Origin of the sequence: Pseudoalteromonas sp. 2CM37A (assembly GCF_023161885.1) — a bacterium.
In the GTDB taxonomy this organism is placed as follows: domain Bacteria; phylum Pseudomonadota; class Gammaproteobacteria; order Enterobacterales; family Alteromonadaceae; genus Pseudoalteromonas; species Pseudoalteromonas atlantica.
Genome location: NZ_JALNTJ010000001.1, coordinates 260,051 through 283,654 on the forward strand (window position 1 = coordinate 260,051; position 23,604 = coordinate 283,654).

Consider the following 23,604-nt stretch of genomic DNA (forward strand, 5'->3'; position numbering starts at 1 on the left):
GTCGTGTTTAAAACCTTAATAGTGGTTGATAACAACGAGCAAACACTTGCTCAATCGTTCGACAATGTGATTTCGTTTAATAGTTACTTACGTGATTACCCAAAACATAATGAACCTAAAACCCGCATTATTAATTTATGCGACTCAAGCCAATACTTGAGTAAGGGTTACTATTGCTCTTTGCTTGCAGAGGCCCGCAAACACCAGGTGTTACCCAGTGTTAAAACAATAAACGCGCTTCGAAGCGGTCAAGCTCCTATGTTAAATATTGGCTCGATTGATGGCGAAATTTACTTTGGTAATGCCTTAAACGAGCTACAAAGCAAAGCGGCTAAATCGGTATTTAAGCAATACCCAGCGCCTATTTTATATGTAGATGAACAAGGCTTGTTACAGCAAGGTTCGCTTAGCACTTTAAACGATGAGCAATACAGCAATTTTGTAGCAAAACTAAATACGTTTACTCAAACCCAATGGCGCATTGGTACTGTGCAGCGCCGTTTTAGATGGGATATGGCAATCCTTGTTGATCATAACGAAAAAGTACCACCGAGTGATAAAGACGCCATTGCCCGTTTTATAAAAGCAGCGGCTAAACATGGTATTAATGCTCAAGCATTAAGCTTTGAAGAAATAGACAACATAGCCCAGTTTGATGCGTTATTTATTCGCCAAACTACAGCGATTGACCACCCAACGTACCGCCTTGCAAGCAAAGCGCAAAGCCTAGGTTTAGTGGTTATTGACGATGCAGAGTCTATTTTACGCTGTTGTAATAAAGTGTATTTACACGATGCGTTTAATTATCAAAAGGTGCCGAGCTTAAAAACGGTGGTAGTGGCTGATCAATCAGCGCAAACGCTTGAGCAATTAGAAGAGGCGTTTACCTATCCGCTGGTTTTAAAAATGCCTGAAGGGTCGTTTTCTAAAGGGGTGTTTAAAGTTGCAAACCGCAGTGAGCTTGAAGCTAAACTAACCGAGCTGTTTGAATATAGCGCATTGGTACTTGCACAAGAATACATGTACACAGAATACGATTGGCGAGTAGGGGTATTAAATGGCCGCGCTATTTATGCGTGCCGCTACTTAATGGCGCGTAATCATTGGCAAATTTATAATCACGATGCTAAACGGTTTTTCTCTGGAGGCTTTGAAACGCTACCTACCTTTGAGTTACCAAAAGTTGTTTTAGATGCCGCTTTAAAAGCATGTAAAACTGTGGGCAAAGGCTTATATGGCGTAGATGTTAAAGAACATCAAGGCAAAGCATATGTGCTTGAAGTAAATGACAATCCAAGTATTGATCACAAAGTAGAAGACGGCTATTTAGGCGACGAGCTATACATGATCATTATGGACGAATTTAAACAACGTTTAGAAGCACGAGGCCGTGGGTAATAACATGCGTAACCTTGTTATTCGACAGGCACTTAGCAGTGATTTAAACGCATTGATTGACGTTGAAAATACTTGCTTTAATAACGATAAATTGAGCCCGCGTAGCTTAAAGCGCTGGTTAAATGCTAAGCACGGTATTTTGCTCGTTGCAGATAACGGCGAGCAAGTATGCGGCTATGGGCTGGTGTGGTGCCATAAAGGCACGCGTTTAGCGCGTTTATATTCGCTTGCTGTAATACCCACAATGCAAGGTAAAGGCATTGCTAAAATGTTATTAGCTGCGCTTGAAAAACAAACCAGTGAGCGTGGCCGGCTTTACTTACGTTTAGAAGTGGCCGTAAATAACGAAAGTGCGATAGGGCTTTATAAAAGTTTGGGTTACAGAGTGTTTGGCCAATATAGCGATTATTATGACGATCATAGTGATGCACTGCGAATGCAAAAAAATATTCGCCAAACGAGTGAGCTAAAAGTAGCGCGGTTAACGCCGTGGTACCAACAAACTACCGAGTTTACCTGTGGGCCTGCTGCGCTATTAATGGCAATGGGGGCACTTAAGCCAACAACTAAGCTTAGCCAATCACATGAGCTGGCACTTTGGCGCGAAGGCACCACCATTTTTATGACATCGGGCCACGGTGGTTGCCATCCGTTTGGTTTAGCGTTGGCGGCTAATAAACGCGGCTTTAAAAGCGAGGTAATGGTAAATACCACAGAGCCTTTGTTTTTGGATGGTGTACGCAGTGAAAACAAAAAAGTGGTGCTTTCAACAGTACACCAACAATTTGTAGAGGGTATAGCGCAGGCAAATATACCACTTAGCTATAAAGATGTAGAGCTTGAGCATATTGAACAGTGGTTAAGCCAAGGCTTTAGTGTGCTGCTACTAATTAGCACATACAGTTTTGATGGTAAAAAATCCCCCCATTGGGTGTGTGTTACCCACCTTGATGAGCACTGCGTGTATGTTCACGACCCATTTTGTGAGCCAGGAAGCGATAAACAACTCGCAATAGATTGCCAGTACGTGCCTATAGCGCGCAGTGATTTTAGTAAAATGTCAGCATTTGGTAGCCAACGTTTAAGAACCGCGGTGGCCATTGCTAATAATTAATAGGTTTTAAGTAAAGAGTGACTTTTTTAGATTTAATTGATGTAGCCCCTTATTCGTGGGCAGCCATTGGCACCGCCGCTTTTTGCGGTGCAATAATTGGGTTAGAACGGCAATTGCGCGGTAAGCCTGTGGGTATTCGTACCTCAGCTTTAATAACGCTGGGCACGTATTTGTTTTTATCGACCGCGTTTAACTTACAAGGCGATGTGATTGATCATTCGCGTGTAGTGGGGCAAATAATTACAGGCATTGGCTTTTTAGGTGCAGGGGTCATGCTTGCAAAAGACGGCGCTGTAGTAGGGGTAACCTCTGCTGCAACCATTTGGGTGCTTGCCTCAATTGGCGTAATGATAGCCACCGACAATTTAGGTGCAGCCATTAAACTTTCGGTGCTGGTGGTTGGTATTTTATACGGTGTAGATGTACTGGAGGCAAAATTTAAAAGCCTAAGCAAAGGCGTACACACTAAAGTAAAAAATTATCAAAAACGTTACTACCGAAAAGACTTTAACGACCCAGAAAGCCACTGATTTAACGCCACTAATTTAGTGGCGTTATTATTTGCATTAGCCAAATAGTTTTCTTCGTACTACTTTTCTGTACTCGCTTGGCGTTTGGCTAAGCACTTTTTTAAACACGCGGGTTAAATGTCCTTGGTCATTATAGCCGACCTCAAGTGCTACTTCTTGAATCGTTAAATTAGATGAAGCTAATAACTCTTTAGCGCCTTCTACCCGTAATTGTTGCCAATACTCTATAGGGCTTTGATTAGTTGCAAGCTTAAAGCGGCGGGTAAATGTACGGTAGCTCAAACTAAATTGGGCAGCTACTTCTTGTAAGTTTAACTCGCTGGCTAAATTAGTTTTAAGCCAAAACTGAATTTGCGCTATGAGTTCATCTGGATGGCGGTCAACTGCGCCTTCAAGATAGCGCTGATCTTCGTATGGTTTACGTACTTCGTGCGAAAAGTTACGCTCTACATGTTGAGCTGCTGCTTTGCCATAGTATTGGCTAATAATATGAACGATCACATCGGCAAGGGCATTTAAACTTGCCACCGTATACATGCGCTCTGACTGGGTGATAAAAAAGTCGGGCTTTAAGCGCACTAATGGGTAGTCGTGGCTAAATTGTTTGGCGTAATGCCAATGGGTTGTTGCAGGGTGCCCATCAAGTAAGCCTGCCTCTGCAACTAGACAATTACCCGTGCCTACACCAATTATATGACTGCCTGTTTCAAAGCTTTCTTGTAGCCATTCCACCACTTCTTTATTAGTACGTACGACCGGACGAGGGTTTCGCCAAATCCCAGGCACAATAATTAAGTCGTTGTAGGGCGCGTTATGTGTGGTGCAGTCGGGGACTATGGCAAGCCCAGTACGGTTTTGTATTGGCTCATTATTTTTAGCAATCAAATTTATACTAAGGGGTCTAAAGTCCGTGTTGCTTAAATGGCCTTTTGCATAAGCCTCACCGGCTCTTAGCATTTCAATAGGCAGTGTTAAACTGGTAATAAGTAAATGCGGGTACACTGCTATGGCAATATTTAACGCTGGGTTTACTGATTTTTTATGCATGTGAATGCTCCGACCAGTACTTTTTGGCCTTTAATGCTGAATATTTGGCTATTAAAGCACAAAGTGTTGTGGTTAATCCAATTAAACTGTTTGCTTCTCCTATAACACGTTTTAAAGGTTAATTATGACAGCATTACCCGTAATAGTAGGCATGGGTGGTATTAACGCCGCTGGCCGTACTTCTTTTCATCAAGGTTACCGCCGTATCGTGTTAGACGCATTAAACGCACAAGCTCGTAGTGAAACATTTTTAGGCCTCGCCACATTAATGAACTTAGTACGCGTTGTTGATGGTCAATTACAAGACACAAACGGTAATAATGTTGAGCAAAGCGACATAGAAGCACGCTTTGGTGAGCAAATTATTGCTGGCACACTTATTCGTAAAATTGAAAAAGAACATTTTGACGCAGATGCCACGCCTTGGCAGCAAAAGATGACGTTAAAGTCCTCTGATGAAAACGCAATTGTGTTTGAAACGCGCGCACGCGATTTACCAACCCCAGTGCCTGCCAGTTGGAAAGTACAAGAGCTTGAAGGCAAAAAAGTAAAAGTGACTATAGCGGCAGAGCTAGATGTAAAATTAGATTCTACACGTGATAACCCAATTAAATCGGCAGGGCAGTTTCCTACCGGGTTTGATCCGTCAATAATGTATAACAGCCGTTACCAGCCTCGCGGTTTACAAGCCACTATATTTGCAGCAAACGATGCTATTAAGTCAACTGGCCTTGATTGGCAGCGCATAATGAATAGCGTAGAGCCAGATAAAATTGGTACTTATTCAGCCTCGGTTATTGGCCAAATGGACGACAAAGGATTAGGCGGTTTAGTTAAAGCACGCCAGCAGGGCGATCGTGTTAGTACAAAGCAATTAGCACTTGGCCTAAACACGATGTCGACTGATTTTATAAACGCATACGTTACAGGTAATGTAGGTACTACGTTTTCTACCTCGGGTGCATGTGCCACATTTTTATATAACTTACGCGCTGCAGTAAACGATATTCAAGCAGGGCGCACCCGTGTTGCGGTGGTAGCTAGTGTTGAATGCGCTATTACGCCTGAAGTAGTAGAAGGCTTTGGTAATATGAGCGCCCTTGCCAATGTTGAAGGTCTGCGCCGTTTAGATAATTTAAGCAGTGAACAAGAGCCTAATTACCGTAAGAGCAGCCGCCCATTCGGTGAAAACTGTGGCTTTACATTAGGTGAAGGTGCACAAGTGGCCATTTTAATGGACGATGCGTTAGCACTTGAACTAGGTGCAGACATTATGGGCTCAGTACCGGATGTATTTGTAAATGCCGATGGTATTAAAAAATCAATCACTTCACCGGGCCCAGGTAACTACATTACGATGGCTAAATCTGCAGCGCTTGCAACAAGCTTATTAGGTAAAGAGGCGTTACAAAAGCGCAGCTTTATTTTAGCGCATGGTTCTAGCACGCCGCAAAATAGAGTAACAGAGTCACTTATTTACCATAAAGTGGCACAAACGTTTGCCATTGATAGCTGGAAAGTGACGGCGCCAAAAGCTTATGTAGGGCATACAATTGCCCCCGCCAGTGGCGATCAGCTCGCTATTTCGCTGGGTGTATTTAGCCATAATATTATGCCGGGTATTACTACCATAGATAAAGTTGCCGACGATGTTTATGCTGAACACTTAGATATACGTAACAGCCACTACGATTGTGGCGACATGGACATAGCCTTTATAAACTCAAAAGGTTTTGGCGGTAATAACGCCACTGCTACTGTACTAAGCGCTAAAGTAACACTTCAAATGCTTGCTAAGCGTCATGGTGAAAAAGCGATGAGTGATTACGCTGATAAAAACACATCCGTTGTTGCTGCGCAAAACACCTATAAAGCGCAAGCTGACCTTGGTAAGTACGAATTAGTATATCGTTTTGGTGATGGCGCCATTGACGATAACAATATTGTAATTGGCGAAGACGGAATAGAGCTTCCTGGTTTTGATAAAGCAATTTCGTTTAATACAACCAACTCCTATCAAGATATGTTTTAAGCACACATACTTGAATCCAAAGGCGCTGTTTAAAGCGCCTTTTTTTCATCTTTTCAATCAGCTAAACCTACGGCGTGTTCTGTTTTGCAATTAAAATATACTGCTGTGAATTTTTACCTAGATGTTGACAATGTTTATTGTAAATAATAGCGAATCACGCTGGTTTAGTTTTTTCTACTTACTAACAGATGTGATCATTTATATGAGCTTAAGAAGTGCTTTATAGCTCATAACCGTTAAAGCAACGATTCGATTGATGAATAAATAGTAAGTATTTTCTTGCGGTAAAAACACACTTTAATAAAAATTTAATTATATTTTTAACTCTATGATATCAAGTTTAAAAAAGATAAAACTAACAAGTTATAATTAGTATTAAACAATAAAAATAATTGAAAAACACTAGCGATGTTCCATACTATTTTTAATAGATAAGCCATATCAAAACTACTCCTACAATTAAATAATTACTAATTTGGCTATGAACTTTATTTACAACCCTTTGTAAATTTAACGTACGCCTGAACAGTTAATGATTAATTTCTGCTTAGGTAAATATTCAAATTATTAATTAGTTTAGGAATAGCAATGAAATTAACCTTAAAAATTCGTCGGATAAAAGGTAAGTTTTTACTTAGCTTTTATATTTTGTTGGTTCTACCGCATATTAGTATTGCTGAAACCGTTTTATTTGATGATTACCCCCAAAATGGCACCTCTTTGTGGTCTACTTCATCTAGTGAATCAAGCTTAACGCAGATAGATGAACCAGTAGCTGATGGCGATAAAGCAATCGTAATGTCAGCCCATCATTGGACCCAATCGGGTTTGCGCATTGCACAAGTACCGCCATACGAAGATACTATCCTCGAAGCAAAAATATACCGAAAGTCAGGTAGTAAAGGGACCCTTATGTTTCGTAGGGGGGAAAACCCTTTAAAGATAAATCTAGATGATTCTAATAGCGAGTTTTGGACCATTAATGGCGAGCCAGGACATAATGACTACTCAGATGACACTTGGCATACAATTCAAATACACCTTAAACACTTTAACTTAAACGAAGGAGAGAAGGTACTCGCAGTAGGTATTCAGGGCCCTTACGGTACAGGTATATTTTATATGGATTCAGTCTACTTTAAAGAGAATAAATCGATTGTAACTACTAACCCTCCGGCGCCAGGGAATTGGGTACTTACTTTTGAAGATGACTTTAACCAAAACACCCTCAACCCTGATAAGTGGAAAGTTGGCAAGCAATACTTAGGTATGAGTGGCATTGCTGCTAATGCAGGAAGTGAAAATATTAGTGTTGAAAACGGTATGCTGATGTTCAAAGCCGAACGAGAACTCTTTAGTCAAGGAGATAAAACGCATCATTATAAAGGGGCTGAGATCAGTACTTTTGGCCAGTTTAGACAGCAATATGGATACTTCGAAGCCAAGATAAAGTATGACTCAATACATGGTACGTGGCCTGCTTTTTGGCTGTTAGCTGATAAAGGAATTTATGGGAGTGATACTTATAGACGCCAAGCTTTATTAAAATTTAGTCTTGATGATATATCAGATACGGTTGACTCAGCACTTCTAAAGCTCAAGGTCTCTAAAGCAACAAATAAAAGCAGTGTTGCAGTACATAAAACACTTTCGAGTGATTGGTCTCAGAGTACAGTAACGTGGGATACAAAGCCGAAGATTGACCCCATTTGGTTTACTCACCGTTATGGTGCTTCATCTGGTGATATTATTGAGGTTGATGTTACTGATTATATTCAAAAGCAGAAAAATGCGGGAAGTGATGCCAGCTTTGCCTTAGTCGATAACTATATGAGAAAACAGCTTTTAGAAATATTCAGTAATGAAGCAGAAAACTCAGCTGATAGGCCTGTACTTGTTGTTAATGACACAAATATAGGAATAACTGATGATGCAACAGTTCGTGGTGGTGAGTATGCTAAAGAAAACTATGGCGAGAAGCCTATTTTATTGGTTAAAGATGTGTGGGGCGATACATCAACCACTTTTGGTAGGGGTATGGAGTTCGATATTATGGAGTATTTAGGCGTGTGGGGCGGCGGTGTCAGTTGGGCTGCTCTACATTGGGATGGATACGGTAGTAAACATGCATCAGTAGAGTCAGATAAACTTTACCTTAATGAAACAGATGATGACTTTCATCTATTTGGTATGCATTGGGCCCCTAATTACGTTGGAATGTATATCGATGGTGAAAAAGTATGGGAACATGAAAGCGAGCGGATTGGCAGCTTACCCTCATATGTGATCTTATCATTACAAGTCGGTGGGTGGGACGGTAATACTCGTAATATTGATGATGATTTTGTGGCCACAATGCTTGTTGATTATGTCAAAGTATGGAAAAACCAAGAGTAAAATTAGTATTAAAATTTAGGGTAACTGGCTACATAAGAAGGAATACTGATTTAAACTATTTACTTAGCAACGTGTAGCAAAGGCGCTGTTTAAAGCGCCTTTTTTATGCCTATGATTTTTTATTATAAAAGCCATGATAATACCAATCCGTAATACTCAATCAATTTGCGCGGCTAAACATGTCGCTACAAGCGTTAAAATTCTCAATTAGAATAATTAAATAGCCAACTTTTTTCCTAGCTACAAACACGTTTTCCAGCCTCATAATAGCTCACTTAATGAAGCGGATTGGTACAAAGTTGATTAAAAAATGACGTGTTTTTTTATGGATTAACTTGCATTTATGGAGTACCTTTGTTTTTATAATAGAAACATAATCTAGGATGGATATATCGATGAAAAAACTTTTACTAGCACTTTCTCTCGCTTCAACCTTTACTCACCTATCAGTATCAGCAGATGATTTTGTAGCTGCTGAAATTATTAATAAAAATTACGACCAGCTCACTAATACCTCGCCGCGTGCATCGAGGTTAGAAGGGATTAATTTAAGTAGCTACGTGGTTGATGAAAACGGCCAAGTGAGTGATATCGAAATTGTGGCTTCGCTTGGTCAAAAAAAATATCAACGAGAAGTTCTCGATTATGTTTCTAAGCTTAATTATAAAAGTGCACAGATAAATGGCAGTGCCGTGCCTACGGCGAAAACTATTACGGTAAGCTCGCAAAATATACATGCTAGTTTTTCGAACGATCAGGCATCCCCGGCGTTTTTTGACGATTATGAGAAAGCCAGCCAGCTTATTGATGATAAAAAGTACGATGAAGCTAAAACGTATATTACTGAGCTTGAAAACGAACACACTAAAAACACAGTCGAAATAGTTTTACTGGCTTGGCTTAAAAGCCAACATAGCTACTTTGTGCAAGATTGGAAAAGCTTTGATAAGTCTATTTATGAAGCCTTTTTGTTTAGAGATAACTTACCGGATCAAATAAAAAAACGTGTTATTAAAAATGCCTTACAGTGGTTTATTTCAAAACAAGACTACGTACGTGCTTACGATGCAATTGATGCATTAGGCGATATTGAATCAATAACGTTTAGCGAGGAAAATAGAGCGCAATTACTTGCACAAGTGAATGACATTTATAAAAACTCTGGCGCTATAAATCAACAAATAACGCTTGAGTCTGAAAAAGCGGTTTTACCTTTACTTTCTAAAGGTACGGTTGAACTTAGTGCGAGTAAACCGTTATCTAAAGTACAACTTCGCTGTGAAAACAAAGTCGTTGATTATAATACCAACGAGATTGATAAAATATTAATTTCAAAAAATGATATTCGTTGTGGGCTATTAATTAAAAGTGCACAGGCGCAAACGGTTACTTTAAAACAAACTGGTGAAAGCTTTTTATAAAGTATTTTATTGGTAATAAACACTTAAATAAAACCCCACGTTATTATGTGGGGTTTTTGTTATATATATTTAGCAATTAGAGTGTGCTTATTATTGCGCTTCCAGCCTAAATAGCGTTTTGCAAGTAAAGTGGTTAAGCCTATAACCACAGCTATAAATAACAAAGTTGCGCCATAACTCATACCGTAACCCGGTGGAAGGCCTACTAATGTGTCGCCGTAAGTCATATCTCTAAAACTAAGCCCTAAAACAGGGATAAGCAACCAAGCGACAGCGTGCAATAAATACAAATGTGCAAGGTATGAGAACATACTGGTTTTACCAAGCACTTGTAAAAAGTTGCGAGAAAAGTCGGCTTTAACATGGCTTAAAAGTTTAAGCGCAATTAGCCCAAGGCCCACGGTTAGCAACATAAATTGTAATGAGAGTGGGTATTTAGTCGGGTTTAAAAACGACATAACAGTATTAATAGTATTGGTATGAATAGTAAATACTGAAGTGTCGCCGTATAAATTAAAACCGCGCAGCACAGTATATAAAGCAAGGCAGCTTGCACCTAATATAGCTGCATAATTCATCACCTGGGCTTTGTACTGGTGTTTTTTATAATATACCCCCGCGCAGTAAGCTAAAGCCATTAAACCTACAATGGGCGCAACTGGGTAAGTTGTTCTCATTTTTATGCCCAAAGGTAGTTCAAGTACATTTTTTTGATGTGCAATAGACCAAAGAGTATGTGCAAACGTATTTGGCTCAAAGCTTACGCCATCAAATAGATTATGGCCAAACACCAACAATAAAGCACTTATTAGCACTGCATAAATGCCTAATAAACGTAATAAGCCTAATATGACAAATCCCCAGCCTATCGCCCAAATGACCTGTGCGTATAACATTGGAAAAGCGGGGTTAAAGCTCCATGACCACGAAACAATGGTAAATTCAAAAATGATTAGCACCAACCCACGGACAATTAAATTGTAAGAAAATGCCTTAGTTGAAGCGTATTTATGCTCGGTAACAGCTGCTGAAAGGCCTGCTAAAAAAACAAATAAAGGGGCGCAAAAGTGCGAAATAAAGCGGGTGAAAAAAGTAACAGGGCTGGTACCCGGAACCGCCATAGGATCGGTTACTGAGTAATTAAGACAATAATACATACCATGGTCAATCACCATAAATATAATGATAATGCCACGCAATAAATCAATATGATGTAACCGAGGGGCTGTAGAGTGAGACGACATCATTAAGCTCAAATACGTTGTATAAATTTGCCGATATTATATGTTATATAGTATCGTCATGCGAGCTTGAGCGCTTTTAAGCGCCTTGATTTATTACATTAATTTAGGTTGCAGTAGTTACTCACAATTTATCTTCTTTTTAGTAATTTCATAATGGTACACCTTAGCATTACTTAAACTTTTTAATGTACCTCAGTGTTATAAAATTAATGATAGCTAATAAAATAGCAATTTCGTAACGGCTGTAGGCAACCGCTATACCAATTAAACCCATATTCCATATGCTTGCTGCTGTTGCGGTACCCGATGTAGATTTATTATTTTTTAAAATTGCACCACCGCCAATAAAGCCTATGCCGGTAATAATCCCTTGTAACATTTTAGATTGCGCTTCTGCACCTTCTAGCACTGACATAGCAATTACCGCATAGCCACATGAGGCAACTGCCACAAGTGGAAAAGTCCTTAACCCTGCGCCATGGTGGCTTCGCTCCCTGTCGTAAGCCATAGGCAGTGCGAGTATGTAGGCAATGCCAAGATGTACTAAATTATCGATGATTTCGTTCCACTGTAAATCAATTTCCATAATGGTCTCTATTGGTTAAGGGTGTAAACTAATAGCAACCTATAGGCCAGCTTATTTTATTATATAAATTCAATGTGTTAAATTTAAATATGAGAGGCGTTAATTGATTAATTGGTAACATTTACATAGTTAATTTACGCTTTTACAGATAAACGCTGCCTATGCGTTTAATTAATTATGCAAAGTGCGTATTATTTTATTATTAAACATTAATAAACAGTATTTCACTTGCCTTTACATACAACCAAGCTTGAAAAAACAGCGTTATTACTTTGCCTTACTCTTTGTGCTATTGCTTTTTTGGCCCCTCAATTACTTACTAATCATTTGCAACCGCTTATAAATAACGCTTTAAGTTTTTTAGGGGCGCCGTTTTTTTTGTTAGTAAATTTTTTATTACTTGCAGTTATCGTTATTGCCATAAGCCCGCTTGGGAGGCGAAAAGTAGGCGGTGACAATGCCCGTATTGAATTTGGCTTATTTGGCTGGCTTTCTATGCTTTTTGCCGCAGGGATGGGGTCGGGTTTAATTTTTTGGGGAGTTGCAGAGCCTGCGTTGAATGTAGTCAACTCTCCTTTAAAACATACACTTTACCCTGACAAAGTAAGTAGTGCTTTAGCGCTGACGTTGGTTAACTGGGGGGCGCATGCGTGGGCTCTTTATGCTGTATTTGGGCTTGTGTTAGGTGGCTTAACAAAAAACAGTCATTGCAGTGGTGATATTAGCGCACCGGTAATCAGTGCATTAAAAGGCGCAATAAATATAAAATACCAAAACAGGCTTACCTTTATTGTTAAATTAGTGGCCGTGCTCGCCATTTTTTTTGGTGTGGTTGGGACAATTGCAAACTCTACGTTATTGCTACGCAAGGGAATTGAAATAAACTTAGGGATAGAGTCCGCGCTTGTATCTGGTTTTATCATAATCAGCTTAATTGTATTGCTATATACAATATCGGCCAAGCTTGGGCTTAAAAAAGGTATTCAAACGCTGAGTAAGTTTAATGTTTGGCTAGCTTTTTTACTTTTATTGTGGCTGCTTTTGTTAATGCCCATACAGCCTATAATGGCTATTGCCATTGAGGGCACAAGGGATTACCTACGGCTTATTTTTACAGGGGCATGGCAATTACAAAGCCAACTTAATAACCCCGAGTGGGCAAATGGCTGGACCTACAATTATTATTTTTGGTGGTTAGCGTGGGGACCTTTTGTTGGCGTGTTTTTAGCTAAAATTAGCCAAGGCCGGCCAGTGTGGCAATATATATTGGGCGTAGTTTTGCTACCTACGCTTGTGACTATTGTGTGGTTTAGTGTGTTTTCGGGCTCAGCTATCGCATGGGATAAAACTTACAATGCCGGTATTTTAGATGCTATTAAAGCCGACTATACCCAAGGGCTATTTATATTTTTTCAGCAGTTAGGCTGGCAAGGCGCCGTACTTATTTGGTCAAGCTTGTTATTGTTACTTATTTTTGTGGTTACCTCAGCCGATTCGGCCATATTAGTAATACGTGATCTAACAAATAGCAAAAAGGCAAAAGCATGGAGTATTTATGGTTGGTCACTCGCGCTTGGGCTTTGTGCCTTTATATTACTGGTACAAAATAATGAGCCAGTAAACAGAACCATTGCTATTATTGGCGCTTTACCGTTTTTAGTTATTTTTATTTTGCAGCTGGTGGGCTTTATAAAAGAGTGTATAAGTGAATTTAAGTATTAGGGCTTAAACCCATTTTATTAATAAAATGATGATGCACTGTATTAAATTGTACGCTTAGGCCGTTCAAAATTAAGTATATAGAACAGGTATACATATTTTTACAATACTATTTTTAAAGATGTTTATAATTTAGGTAATATTTTTGATCAGGATGAGTTATGAGAGCGCTAACTTTATGTTTATGTGTTATTTACCTAAGTGGCTGCACAGTCGCTGGTGTTATAATTGATGGGCAGGCACAGTCAAATGCACGCGCCAATAAATATAGTAATAGCCCAGCTCGCTCTGAGCCTTATAAAAATCCACTCGAACCTGTACCGAAAGACAAAAACGGGTTTAGTTTTACCGATATAGGGTTAAAAATAGATTCATTGCTGATCAATTTAGTAAAAGGTGAGGGCAATACGGTACAAGTGTGTAGGCAAGTGAGTAAAGTATTGAAAGAGTGTGTAGAAGTAGATAAATCTGATCTACACACTAATGAGATTACGCAGTTAAAAACTGACTATGAAATGATAAGTGTTGGTCAATAAAGCTGCTTATAAAAAAGTAACTATGATCGTAGCCAGCTTGCATTTCAATGCTAAGCGGGTAACCTTTATTTTTAGCAACAGCCGCTAAATTTTGTGGCTTAAGTTGCTCCTCTAAAAACCCATCGGCTTCGCCCTGTGTAACAAGCATAGGGATAAAATCAGCCTGCTGCGCTTTTTTCATCAATTCGCACGAATCGTATTGAGCCCAGAGCTCTTTGTCAGTGCCTAAGTAACCCGTAAATGCTTTCACGCCCCATGGGCAGTCAATTGGATTAACAATAGGGCTAAAGGCCGAAGCGCTAACAAACGCTTTAGGGTTTTTAAGTGCCACCATTAAAGCGCCGTGCCCGCCCATAGAGTGACCACTAATTGCTTTAGTACTGGTTACTGGGAAGTGTTGTTCAATAAGCATAGGTAGTTCATCAACTACATAGTCATACATATTAAAATGTGTATTGAACGGTGCTTGTGTTGCGTTTACGTAAAAGCCTGCGCCTTGGCCAAAGTCGTAGCTGTCATCATCAGGGACATTATCACCACGCGGGCTTGTATCAGGCGCTACAATTGCAATACCCAGCTCAGCCGCTTTTTTAAATGCGCCGGCTTTTTGCATAAAGTTTTCGTCTGTACAGGTTAAACCCGATAGCCAATAAAGCACTGGCACTTTATTTGTTTCGCTTGCGCCTGGGGGTAAAAATACCGCAAAACGCATTGTGCAATGGGTACTTGTTGCAGTGTGGGTATATTGTTTGTGCCAACCACCTGCTACTTTTGTACTTGAGATATTTTCTAACATAAAAATCCTTAAAAGCCGCAAACAATTAAGTATTACGGCTTTTTAATACATAGGTTACCAATAGCGTATTAGTAGTGAATTACTGTACGAATACTTTTACCTTCGTGCATTAAATCAAACGCATCGTTAATTTCTTCAAGGCTCATGGTATGCGTAATAAAGTCGTTAAGAGCAAATTCGCCTGCCATGTAACGCTCAACAATTTCAGGTAACTGTGAACGGCCTTTAACGCCACCAAATGCGCTACCACGCCATACACGCCCTGTTACTAGTTGGAATGGACGGGTTGAAATTTCTTGGCCAGCACCGGCTACACCAATAATTACCGACTCACCCCAACCTTTATGACAACACTCAAGTGCTGAGCGCATTACATCAACGTTACCAATACACTCAAACGAGTAATCAACACCGCCATCGGTCATATCAACAATCACTTCTTGAATTGGCTTGTCGAAATCTTTAGGGTTTACTAAATCGGTTGCGCCAAGTTTTGTTGCAAGGTCAAATTTGCTGGTATTAATATCAACACCAATAATGCGACCCGCGCCTGCCATTTTTGCACCAATAATAGCCGATAAACCAATGCCACCTAAGCCAAAAATAGCCACGGTATCGCCAGGTTTTACGTTTGCAGTGTTTGTTACCGCGCCCATACCTGTGGTTACACCACAGCCTAATAAACAAATTTCTTCAAGCGACGCTTCTTTGTTTACTTTTGCGAGTGAAATTTCTGGAAGTACTGTGTACTCAGAAAAAGTAGACGTACCCATGTAGTGATAAATTGGTTGGCCGTCTTTAAAAAAGCGTGTAGTGCCATCTGGCATTAGGCCTTTACCTTGTGTTTCGCGCACTGCTGAACACAGGTTAGTTTTGCCTGAAGTACACATTTTACATACGCCACATTCAGCGGTGTAAAGTGGAATTACGTGATCGCCTACTTCAACACTGGTTACGCCTTCGCCCACTGCATACACAACGCCTGCACCTTCGTGGCCTAAAATTGCTGGGAAAATACCTTCAGGATCTTCACCTGATAAAGTAAATGCATCAGTGTGACAAACACCAGTAGCAGTAATTTTTACCATTACTTCGCCTTTTTTAGGCATCATCACATCAACTTCTTCAACGCTTAATGGTTGGTTTGGACCCCACGCAATAGCTGCTTTTGATTTTATAAATTCAGACATGTGTTTATCCTTTGTAGTGGTTTTAAATAACAATTGTAGACCCAATTTGTTTGGGTGATGGCTCTATTGTATTTGTTTCTCAAATAATGATAATCTCCGATTTATTAAAACACTTTTACAGTATGGTAATAATGGCGCGTTGGGATGGCATAGACGAATTTATAGCAGTGGGTGAAGAGGGTAGTTTTACAGCAGCGGCTAATGTACTGGGGTTGTCGGTTGCTCATATAAGTCGCCATGTAACGGCGCTGGAGCAGCGTTTAAACACCCAGTTACTCACCCGTACAACCCGCAAAGTGGTATTAACTAAAGAAGGTGAAGCCTTTTTACATCAAACTAAGCAATTACAACATGCTATGGACGATGCCACGCAAAGCTTAGCAACGCAGCAAACAACGCCTAAAGGTAAAATTAAATTAACAGCACCGGTTATGTATGGTGAAACTTTTATTATGCCCATTGTGCACAATTTTATGCACGCTCATCCTGAGGTCGAAGTAATTGCTACGCTTTCTAACGAGCAAGAAAATTTACTCGAAGGCGGGTTTGATTTAGCCATTCGGTTAGGGCATTTAAAAGATTCAAGCCACAGAGCACGGCGTTTAAGTGCTAGGCGCTTTATAATGTGTGCCTCCCCAGATTATTTATCCCGAGTAGGTGAGCCTCATACCCTAGGCGAGCTAAACCAACATCAATGTTTAATTGGTAACAGCAGTTACTGGCGAGTAAACGAAAATGGCCGCGATAAACACATTAAAATTGCGGGTCGCTTGCGCTGTAATAGTGGTTGGGCATTGGTTGATGGTGCAAAAAAAGGCTTAGGAATAGTGCAGCTGCCAAATTATTACATTGAAAATGAGCTAAGAACGGGCGAGCTTGTGCCAGTATTAACTTCTTATCAGCCGGATCAAGAAGGCGTGTGGGGAATTTACCCACCGCGTCAGTTTGTTGCCACCAACGTAAGAGTATTACTCGATTATTTAGTGGCTGGGCTTGAATAAAGCGCGCTTAAAATATAGCCAAGTATAAGATTTATAAATTATTTCTTACATTTATGGTCATATTCAATTCATCTTAGTTCGTGCTACTATAGCCGCACACTTTTAGCATAAATGTTTTAAATAATATGTTTCAACCGGTTAGCTTATTTATAGGGCTCAGATATAGCCGCTCCTCCAAAGGAAATGCGTTTATATCGTTTATCTCGTTTTTTTCTATTGCCGGAATAGCCATAGGGCTAATGGCCTTGTTCACTGTAAGCAGTGTAATGAATGGCTTTGAAAACAGTTTAAAAACAAATATGTTAGGGCTCATTCCCCACGTAGAAGTACAAGCCAATAAACACACCAGCGCACAAATGACTGCGTTAAAAGCCGATTTAGAGCGCTCTGATTATGTAGATCACGTAAGCCTTTACCGCCACGGCGAAGCCATTTTGCAAACCAATAAAGATTTACACGGCGTATTACTGCAAGGCTTGTATGGCAATAACGGCTCGCTATATAAAATTACCGATAAAGTTGTGCAGGGCAATTGGCAAAACGTTTTAAATAATAGCTACAACATAGCTATTAGCCGTTATTTAAGCCGTAAGCTTGGTGTAGGTATGGGAGAGAAGCTGCGCGTAATTATGCCTAATGCCTCTACTTACACGCCGCTTGGGCGCGTACCTAGTCAGCGTTTATTTAAAATAGCCGCAATATACGAAACCGGCTCAGAGATAGATATGAGCCTTGCATTTACCAGCGGCGCATCTTTACAGCGGGTATTAAAGCTTAACAAAAATACCGCGCCTAACTTAAGTGTGTCGTTACATGAACCCTTTGAATTAGCGCAATTTACAAAGGACAGCCAGCACATTTTACGCGATTACCAAGTAAGTGACTGGCGCAGTAGCCAAGGTACTTTATTTGCCGCGGTTGCCATGGAAAAACGTATTATGTCTATGTTGTTAGGGCTGATTGTATTAGTGGCTGTATTTAATATTGTTTCGGCACTGACTATGATGGTGAGTGAAAAACAAGGCGAAGTAGCGATATTACAAACCTTAGGTTTAACGCCTTCACAAGTACAAAAAGTGTTTATGGTGCAAGGCTTGTATAACGGGGTTATTGGCACCGCGATAGGGGCACTTTTAGGTGTATTGTTTAGCTTATATATTAATGAACTACTCGCTGCTGTGGGGCTAAACCTACTAGCAGGTGTAGAGCTTCCGGTAAAATTTGATGTGTTAAGCCTCGTTATTATTGCGCTTAGCAGTATTGCAATGAGCTTTTTAGCCACTTTATATCCTGCGCGCAAAGCCGCAAAAGTAAAACCAGCAGAGGTATTGCGTTATGAATGATTTAGTTATTAGCTGTCAAAACTTAAGTAAAGTTTATCAAGATGGACAAAACCAAGTAGAAGTATTAAAAGGGGTGGACTTATCTCTTAACCAAGGGGATATGCTGGCTATAGTAGGCAGCTCAGGCTCAGGGAAAAGTACCTTATTGCATATTTTAGGAACCCTTGATACGGCTACATCGGGTAGCGCTAAAATAAAAAATCAAGACGTTGCTAAATTATCGCGAACAGAGCAAGCGGCGTTTAGAAATAAAAACTTGGGCTTTATTTATCAGTTTCACCATTTATTAATGGAATTTAGTGCGGTTGAAAACGTGGCTATGCCGCTGTTAATTAAAGGGCTCAACGCAAAAGAGGCGAAAGAGCAAGCCTTGCAAATGCTAGATAAAGTAGGCCTTGCGCATCGCAGTGAGCATAAACCTTCGGCACTGTCTGGTGGAGAGCGCCAGCGTGTTGCTATTGCTCGTGCTTTAGTGACTAAACCCGCATTAGTGCTAGCCGACGAACCTACCGGTAACCTTGATAAGCAAAACGCGATTAAAATTTACGATTTAATTAATGAGCTAAATAAAAGCTTAAATACTAGTTTTGTGGTGGTTACTCACGACTTAGAGCTTGCAGACAAATTAGGCAAAATTGCGTATTTAGATGATGGGAAACTTGCTATAAAAGAGCCGCACCATGTTGCTTAGTTTATTTTTAAGTGAACGCTTTAGAGCGTATTCTGGTCATAAAGACGAAAAAAACGCATTTGTAAGCTTTATTGCCAAAGCCTCTACTGTTGGTATTTTATTAGGGGTGGCGGTGTTAATTGTTGCGCTTTCGGTTATTAATGGCTTTGAGCAGCAATTAGTGCATCGTTTATTAAGTGTGGTACCGCAAGTTGAATACGTAGCGCCTAGCCGCCCCATTGCTGATTGGCCTAACAAAGTAGAAAAACTTAAAGCAGAGCCTCATGTTACAGGTGCTGCGCCATTTATAGCGGTAAATGGTATGGCGCAATTTAAAAGCCAGCTTAAAGCGGTAGAAATACGCGGCGTTGAACCTAGCTATGAAGGGAATGTGTCGGCCATAAATCAATTTACCAAAGGCACATTGGTTAGTCAGCTGCGCACGGATGACGTTATTTTAGGCAAGCAAATTGTAAAGCAATTAGGCGCTAATATAGGCGATAACATTACTTTACTGATTCCTAAAATTAGCGAGCAAGGCAAGTCTCTATTAGCCCCTAAACGCGTAACGTTAACACTTGCGGGCATTATAGAAATGGGTGGGCCAATTGACAGTAGCGCTGCGTTTATTCACTTAAATAAAGCACAGTCAGTTTTAGGCTACGACGCCAGCCAAGTGACAGGTTTGCGATTGAGCGTAGATGATGTGTTTGCTGCGCATCAAATTGCACTGCGAGTAGGGCAAACTATTAATGATTATGTGTATGTCTCTAGCTGGTTTAGAACGCAAGGTAGCCTGTATCAAGATATTCAAATGGTGCGCACAATTGTGTACATTGTGGTGTTTTTAATTATAGCGGTAGCTAGTTTTAACATTGTATCGTCGCTTGTAATGGAAGTGCGCGACAAACAAGGCAACATAGCTATTTTAAAAACCATGGGCGCTAAAGACAGTACTATTTTAGCTACCTTTGTCATGCAAGGTTTAACGCAAGCCTTTGTTGGCGTGTTACTTGGCACACTAGTTGGGGTTATATTAGCGCTTAACATTAGTGAGCTGTTTACATGGGTTAGCCAGTTATTTGCAGCTAATCCGCTTGAAGGTGTTTATTTTATTGAGTTTTTACCCAGTAAATTAGTACTCAGTGATATTGGAATAACAGTTATTGTTACCTTTGTTTTAGCTGTACTTGCTACTATTTACCCGGCGTGGCAAGCAACTCGAGTCGACCCTGCCAAGGTGCTGGGTAATTAACAACTCTTAATAGTGTAAATATCAATAGGGCAGCGTGCCTTAAGCTGCTAAACTGCGCGCTCATTTAACGTGGGCGCTCTAATTTAGCCTCGCTCTCTACTCAGGAAATTACTTTGACAAATAACGATATTTTACGCCGTGTTCGCTATACCTTTAATTTAACCGATACTGCCATGGTCGGTATTTTTGCCGCCGCAGAGGCTACAGTTACCACTGAGCAAGTCGTTGCATGGTTAACAAAAGAGGGTGAGCAAGGGTTTGTTAAAATGTCAGACACTGAGTTTGCTACGTTTTTAAATGGCTTTATAAATACAAAGCGTGGCAAGCGCGAAGGCCCACAGCCTGTACCAGAGGCTAAGTTAAATAATAATATTATTTTTATGAAGCTACGTATTGCTTTAAACATGAAAGCAGAAGATGTAATAGCAACACTTGCAAAAGTTGACTTTGAATTAAGTAAACATGAGCTCAGTGCGTTTTCTCGCAAAGTAGAAAATAAACATTACCGTGTGTGTAACGACCAGGTTTTGCGTTTGTTTTTAACAGGTGTTCAGCAGCAGTATCGCCCTGCAGAGTAAATAAATTATTTAACGCTAAAAGCTCAGCAATTGCTGAGCTTTTTTGTAGTTAATGTTTGCGGTTAAGAAAAGGCCTTATCAGTAAGAGATTGCTGCATTTGCTCTCGCATTTTAAACTTTTGCAGTTTGCCTGTTACTGTCATTGGGTAACTCTCTACAAAGCGAATATAACGGGGTATTTTAAAATAGGCGAGTTTGTCTTTTAAGAATGCACGTATTGCTTGCTCATCAAGTACTGCATCTTCTTTTGGCTGGATCCACGCACACACTTCTTCGCCATACTTCTCATCACTAATACCAAATATAGCGGCATCTTGAATACCTGGGTAAGTGTAAAGAACCTCTTCAATTTCGCGTGGGTAAATGTTTTCGCCACCTCGAATGATCATGTCTTTAATGCGGCCAACAATACTCACAAACCCTTCGCTGTCCATTACCCCTAAATCACCAGAGTGTAACCAGCCTTCGTCATCTATAGTGGCTTTTGTTTTTTCTTCGTCATTCCAATAGCAGCGCATTATACCGGCGCCCTTACTGCAGACCTCACCAGGTACACCTATTTTTTGAATGTTACCCAGTTCGTCAATAATTTTAACTTCAGTGTGAGCAAGGGCACGGCCAACGGTTGTTACTTGGCGCTCTATTGATGAGTCGGTTTCGGTTATATTGTTGATTGGGCTGCACTCAGTTTGCCCATACGCAATTAATACTTGATGCATGTTCATTTGTGTTTGGACTTTACGCATGACTTGCTCAGGGCACGTTGAGCCCGCCATTACACCAGTGCGTAAAGTGCTGAGGTTATAATTGGTAAAATTAGGCAGCTCTAGTTGGCTAATAAACATAGTAGGCACACCATGCAGCGCGGTACAGCCCTCTTGCTGCACAACATCAAGTGTGGTTTTTGCATCAAACGCATCGCTTGGGTATATAGCTGCGGCACCTTTACTTACACATAGCAGGCTGCCAAGCACCATCGCAAAACAATGATACAAAGGCACAGGTATGCACAGTTTATCTTGCGCTGTAAAATGCATAGCCTCTGCAACAAATAGCGCATTATTAAGTATGTTCTTATGGGTGAGTGTAGCGCCTTTAGGGTTGCCCGTTGTGCCAGAGGTAAACTGTATATTTATGTCTTGATCCGCGTTTAAATTTGCTGCAATCGCATTTAATTCAAGCTTGTGGGCTGGGGTGGCAAAATTCATCACATCAGCAAACGTAAACATACCAGGGCTTTTTTCATTGCCAATGCGTATTACATTTTTAAGGCTAGGTAGGGCATGTGCATTTAGCTCACCGGGTTCACATTGGGTAAGCTCTGGCGCTAAGCTGTTAAGCATGTCTATATAATTGCTGCCTTTAAAATGTGACGCGGTAATTAATGTGCTGCATTCTACCGAGTTCAAAGCATAGGCTAACTCGTTTGGCCTGTAGGCAGGGTTAATGCACACCATAATGGCACCTATTTTGGCGCTCGCAAATTGGGTTAAACACCACTCAATGTTATTGGGTGACCATATTCCTACTCTATCTCCTGGTTTAACGCCGATTGCTAGTAGCCCCATAGCGAGTTGATTAACTTCATTTTGAAATGCTTTATACGTTAAGCGTACATTTTGATGGCTAACAACGACAGCGAGCGAATCAGGGTGTTTGTCGACAATAAAATCAAAGTACTCGCCAATTGTTTTATCCGTTAGCGGCGTGCTTTGCGCACCTTTAAAATAGCTTTTTGTGAGCGGTAATGTGTTTATTTGTTCTACTTCTTTTACCGAGCGCGATGGTGTGTGCATGTGCTTCTCCGTATTAATGTGTGTCAGTTACTTATATCAATCCGTGCTGATAAGTCAGTATTCATTTGCTTAGCCACGAATAGCTGTGTAGCAAAATAAAAAATAGTTAAGCGAATTGTTATAGGCTGTAGTTAAAATAAACACAAATTGTCGACAAAGAAAGGGTGGTTAGACTAATGTACTAAGCATAAAGAAAAGTTAAATGGAACGTTTTACAGAGGGGCAATAAAAACTAACTTTTATAAAGGCATAAAAAAAACGCCACTAAATGGCGTTTTTATAGTTTGTTTTAATCGCTTTGTGACTTATAGCTCGTCACTGCGGTAGGTTTTTTTCATAATGTATACATAGGCATTAACAAAAGCGTTTTCTTGGTACTTTTTAAGGCCTGTGTCTTCAAACGCAATAGGTATAGGGTTGCGTTTAAGCTGCTCTTTAATTTCGGTCGTTGAGAACACGCGAACGTCTAACTCTTCAATTAATTGAATCGCTGTTTCCATTTTAAAGCCCTTTGCACTGCCTGCAAATTTACCTTTAGGTTGGCGCTCACGAATGGCAACAGAATCAATTTGGTAATCTTGCATTAGTTTTGCAAAATCAAATTGAAATTTACGCATTATTTCAGTGTCGTTACCGTTACCTAAGGTAAAGCGTGTTTGGCGCACATCGCGAATATCAAATACGTCGTTATCTTTACTTAAAATACAAAGTAGTACATCACTACCGGTAATTTCTACACCACATGTTCTCATTGCTGTTCTCTAATATAACTTAATTGCTTGGTATTATACCCAACATCTAATAAATTGCGAGAGCAAGGCGGTGCAGGTGCATTTTAATAATCAATAAACTCAAGTTGTCACATGCTTAATTTAAATTAGCGAACGAAAAACAAAAAAATGACAATTTTAGGTAAAATTTCAAGTAATGAGCGCGCTTTAAACTTGTAAT

Annotated in this window: 20 protein-coding genes; 13 read left to right on the forward strand and 7 right to left on the reverse strand. The window is 40.2% G+C overall.

The features are described from left to right. Positions 1–3: 3 nt before the first annotated feature. Genes MTF68_RS01125 through MTF68_RS01135 form a run of 3 tightly spaced genes read left to right on the forward strand, consistent with a single transcriptional unit; the run spans position 4 to position 3,042 of the window. The gene (locus tag MTF68_RS01125; protein WP_055253303.1) at positions 4–1,398 is read left to right on the forward strand and encodes a RimK family protein; all 1,395 of its coding nucleotides are present in this window, start codon (positions 4–6) and stop codon (positions 1,396–1,398) included. A 4-nt stretch (positions 1,399–1,402) separates the two neighbouring features. After that, entirely contained in the window at positions 1,403–2,512 is a 1,110-nt protein-coding gene (locus tag MTF68_RS01130) for a GNAT family N-acetyltransferase/peptidase C39 family protein (RefSeq protein ID WP_248461404.1), read from the forward strand. 17 nt (positions 2,513–2,529) lie between these two features. Beyond that, a complete protein-coding gene (locus tag MTF68_RS01135; protein ID WP_029774420.1) occupies positions 2,530–3,042 on the forward strand; it encodes an MgtC/SapB family protein in 513 nt (170 codons plus the stop codon). A gap of 36 nt (positions 3,043–3,078) precedes the next feature. Here the strand turns inward: MTF68_RS01135 and MTF68_RS01140 are convergent, their stop codons facing one another. Then, positions 3,079–4,089, reverse strand: a complete 1,011-nt coding sequence (locus tag MTF68_RS01140; protein WP_248461405.1) for a helix-turn-helix domain-containing protein — start codon at positions 4,087–4,089, stop codon at positions 3,079–3,081. A 124-nt stretch (positions 4,090–4,213) separates the two neighbouring features. Here MTF68_RS01140 and MTF68_RS01145 point away from each other — a divergent pair, with 124 nt between their 5' ends. The 3 genes from MTF68_RS01145 to MTF68_RS01155 all read left to right on the forward strand — a co-directional run bounded on the left by MTF68_RS01145 (position 4,214) and on the right by MTF68_RS01155 (position 9,939). Next, on the forward strand, positions 4,214–6,121 hold the full coding sequence (locus MTF68_RS01145) for a beta-ketoacyl synthase (RefSeq protein ID WP_248461406.1): 1,908 nt from the start codon (positions 4,214–4,216) through the stop codon (positions 6,119–6,121). 648 nt (positions 6,122–6,769) lie between these two features. After that, positions 6,770–8,518: a DNRLRE domain-containing protein gene (locus tag MTF68_RS01150; RefSeq protein ID WP_248461407.1), complete on the forward strand. Its 1,749-nt coding sequence runs from the start codon at positions 6,770–6,772 to the stop codon at positions 8,516–8,518. 395 nt (positions 8,519–8,913) lie between these two features. Continuing rightward, the gene (locus MTF68_RS01155; RefSeq protein ID WP_248461408.1) at positions 8,914–9,939 is read left to right on the forward strand and encodes an energy transducer TonB; all 1,026 of its coding nucleotides are present in this window, start codon (positions 8,914–8,916) and stop codon (positions 9,937–9,939) included. A 59-nt stretch (positions 9,940–9,998) separates the two neighbouring features. On the opposite strand, the gene MTF68_RS01160 is transcribed toward MTF68_RS01155, so the two are convergent. Then, a complete protein-coding gene (locus MTF68_RS01160) occupies positions 9,999–11,183 on the reverse strand; it encodes an acyltransferase family protein (RefSeq protein WP_248461695.1) in 1,185 nt (394 codons plus the stop codon). Between the two features lie 169 nt (positions 11,184–11,352). Beyond that, on the reverse strand, positions 11,353–11,769 hold the full coding sequence (locus MTF68_RS01165; RefSeq protein WP_004587826.1) for an MgtC/SapB family protein: 417 nt from the start codon (positions 11,767–11,769) through the stop codon (positions 11,353–11,355). Between the two features lie 228 nt (positions 11,770–11,997). Between MTF68_RS01165 and MTF68_RS01170 the strand changes: the two genes are divergently transcribed. Then, positions 11,998–13,491, forward strand: a complete 1,494-nt coding sequence (locus tag MTF68_RS01170; RefSeq protein ID WP_248461409.1) for a BCCT family transporter — start codon at positions 11,998–12,000, stop codon at positions 13,489–13,491. A gap of 158 nt (positions 13,492–13,649) precedes the next feature. Continuing rightward, on the forward strand, positions 13,650–14,024 hold the full coding sequence (locus tag MTF68_RS01175; protein ID WP_029774425.1) for a hypothetical protein: 375 nt from the start codon (positions 13,650–13,652) through the stop codon (positions 14,022–14,024). On the opposite strand, the gene fghA is transcribed toward MTF68_RS01175, so the two are convergent. Both fghA and MTF68_RS01185 read right to left on the reverse strand, forming a co-directional pair. Continuing rightward, the gene (gene fghA / locus MTF68_RS01180) at positions 13,978–14,820 is read right to left on the reverse strand and encodes an S-formylglutathione hydrolase (protein ID WP_248461410.1); all 843 of its coding nucleotides are present in this window, start codon (positions 14,818–14,820) and stop codon (positions 13,978–13,980) included. The two genes, MTF68_RS01175 and fghA, sit on opposite strands and share 47 nt — an antisense overlap. Positions 14,821–14,888: 68 nt before the next feature. After that, the gene (locus MTF68_RS01185; protein WP_004587830.1) at positions 14,889–16,010 is read right to left on the reverse strand and encodes an S-(hydroxymethyl)glutathione dehydrogenase/class III alcohol dehydrogenase; all 1,122 of its coding nucleotides are present in this window, start codon (positions 16,008–16,010) and stop codon (positions 14,889–14,891) included. 131 nt (positions 16,011–16,141) lie between these two features. On the opposite strand from MTF68_RS01185, the gene MTF68_RS01190 reads away from it, so the two are divergent. From MTF68_RS01190 to MTF68_RS01210, 5 genes are all read left to right on the forward strand, one after another. After that, positions 16,142–17,011, forward strand: coding sequence for a LysR family transcriptional regulator (locus MTF68_RS01190; protein ID WP_029774426.1), 870 nt, complete (start codon positions 16,142–16,144; stop codon positions 17,009–17,011). A gap of 125 nt (positions 17,012–17,136) precedes the next feature. Beyond that, on the forward strand, positions 17,137–18,354 hold the full coding sequence (locus MTF68_RS01195; RefSeq protein WP_248461411.1) for a lipoprotein-releasing ABC transporter permease subunit: 1,218 nt from the start codon (positions 17,137–17,139) through the stop codon (positions 18,352–18,354). Then, positions 18,347–19,045, forward strand: a complete 699-nt coding sequence (gene lolD, locus MTF68_RS01200) for a lipoprotein-releasing ABC transporter ATP-binding protein LolD (protein ID WP_055253440.1) — start codon at positions 18,347–18,349, stop codon at positions 19,043–19,045. Before MTF68_RS01195 ends, lolD begins: the two co-directional genes overlap by 8 nt. Then, complete coding sequence (locus MTF68_RS01205) at positions 19,035–20,279, forward strand: lipoprotein-releasing ABC transporter permease subunit (RefSeq protein WP_248461412.1); 1,245 nt, start codon at positions 19,035–19,037, stop codon at positions 20,277–20,279. Before lolD ends, MTF68_RS01205 begins: the two co-directional genes overlap by 11 nt. A gap of 113 nt (positions 20,280–20,392) precedes the next feature. Further along, positions 20,393–20,857 carry a DUF1456 family protein gene (locus MTF68_RS01210; protein ID WP_055253445.1) on the forward strand — a complete coding sequence of 155 codons (465 nt, stop codon included), beginning with the start codon at positions 20,393–20,395 and terminating at the stop codon, positions 20,855–20,857. 62 nt (positions 20,858–20,919) lie between these two features. Here MTF68_RS01210 and MTF68_RS01215 read toward each other — a convergent pair whose 3' ends face one another. Together MTF68_RS01215 and MTF68_RS01220 are read right to left on the reverse strand one after the other, a co-directional pair. Beyond that, positions 20,920–22,653: an AMP-binding protein gene (locus MTF68_RS01215; RefSeq protein WP_248461413.1), complete on the reverse strand. Its 1,734-nt coding sequence runs from the start codon at positions 22,651–22,653 to the stop codon at positions 20,920–20,922. Positions 22,654–22,958: 305 nt separating this feature from the next. Next, positions 22,959–23,405 carry a DUF3010 family protein gene (locus MTF68_RS01220; protein ID WP_004587837.1) on the reverse strand — a complete coding sequence of 149 codons (447 nt, stop codon included), beginning with the start codon at positions 23,403–23,405 and terminating at the stop codon, positions 22,959–22,961. Between the last annotated feature and the right edge of the window lie 199 nt (positions 23,406–23,604).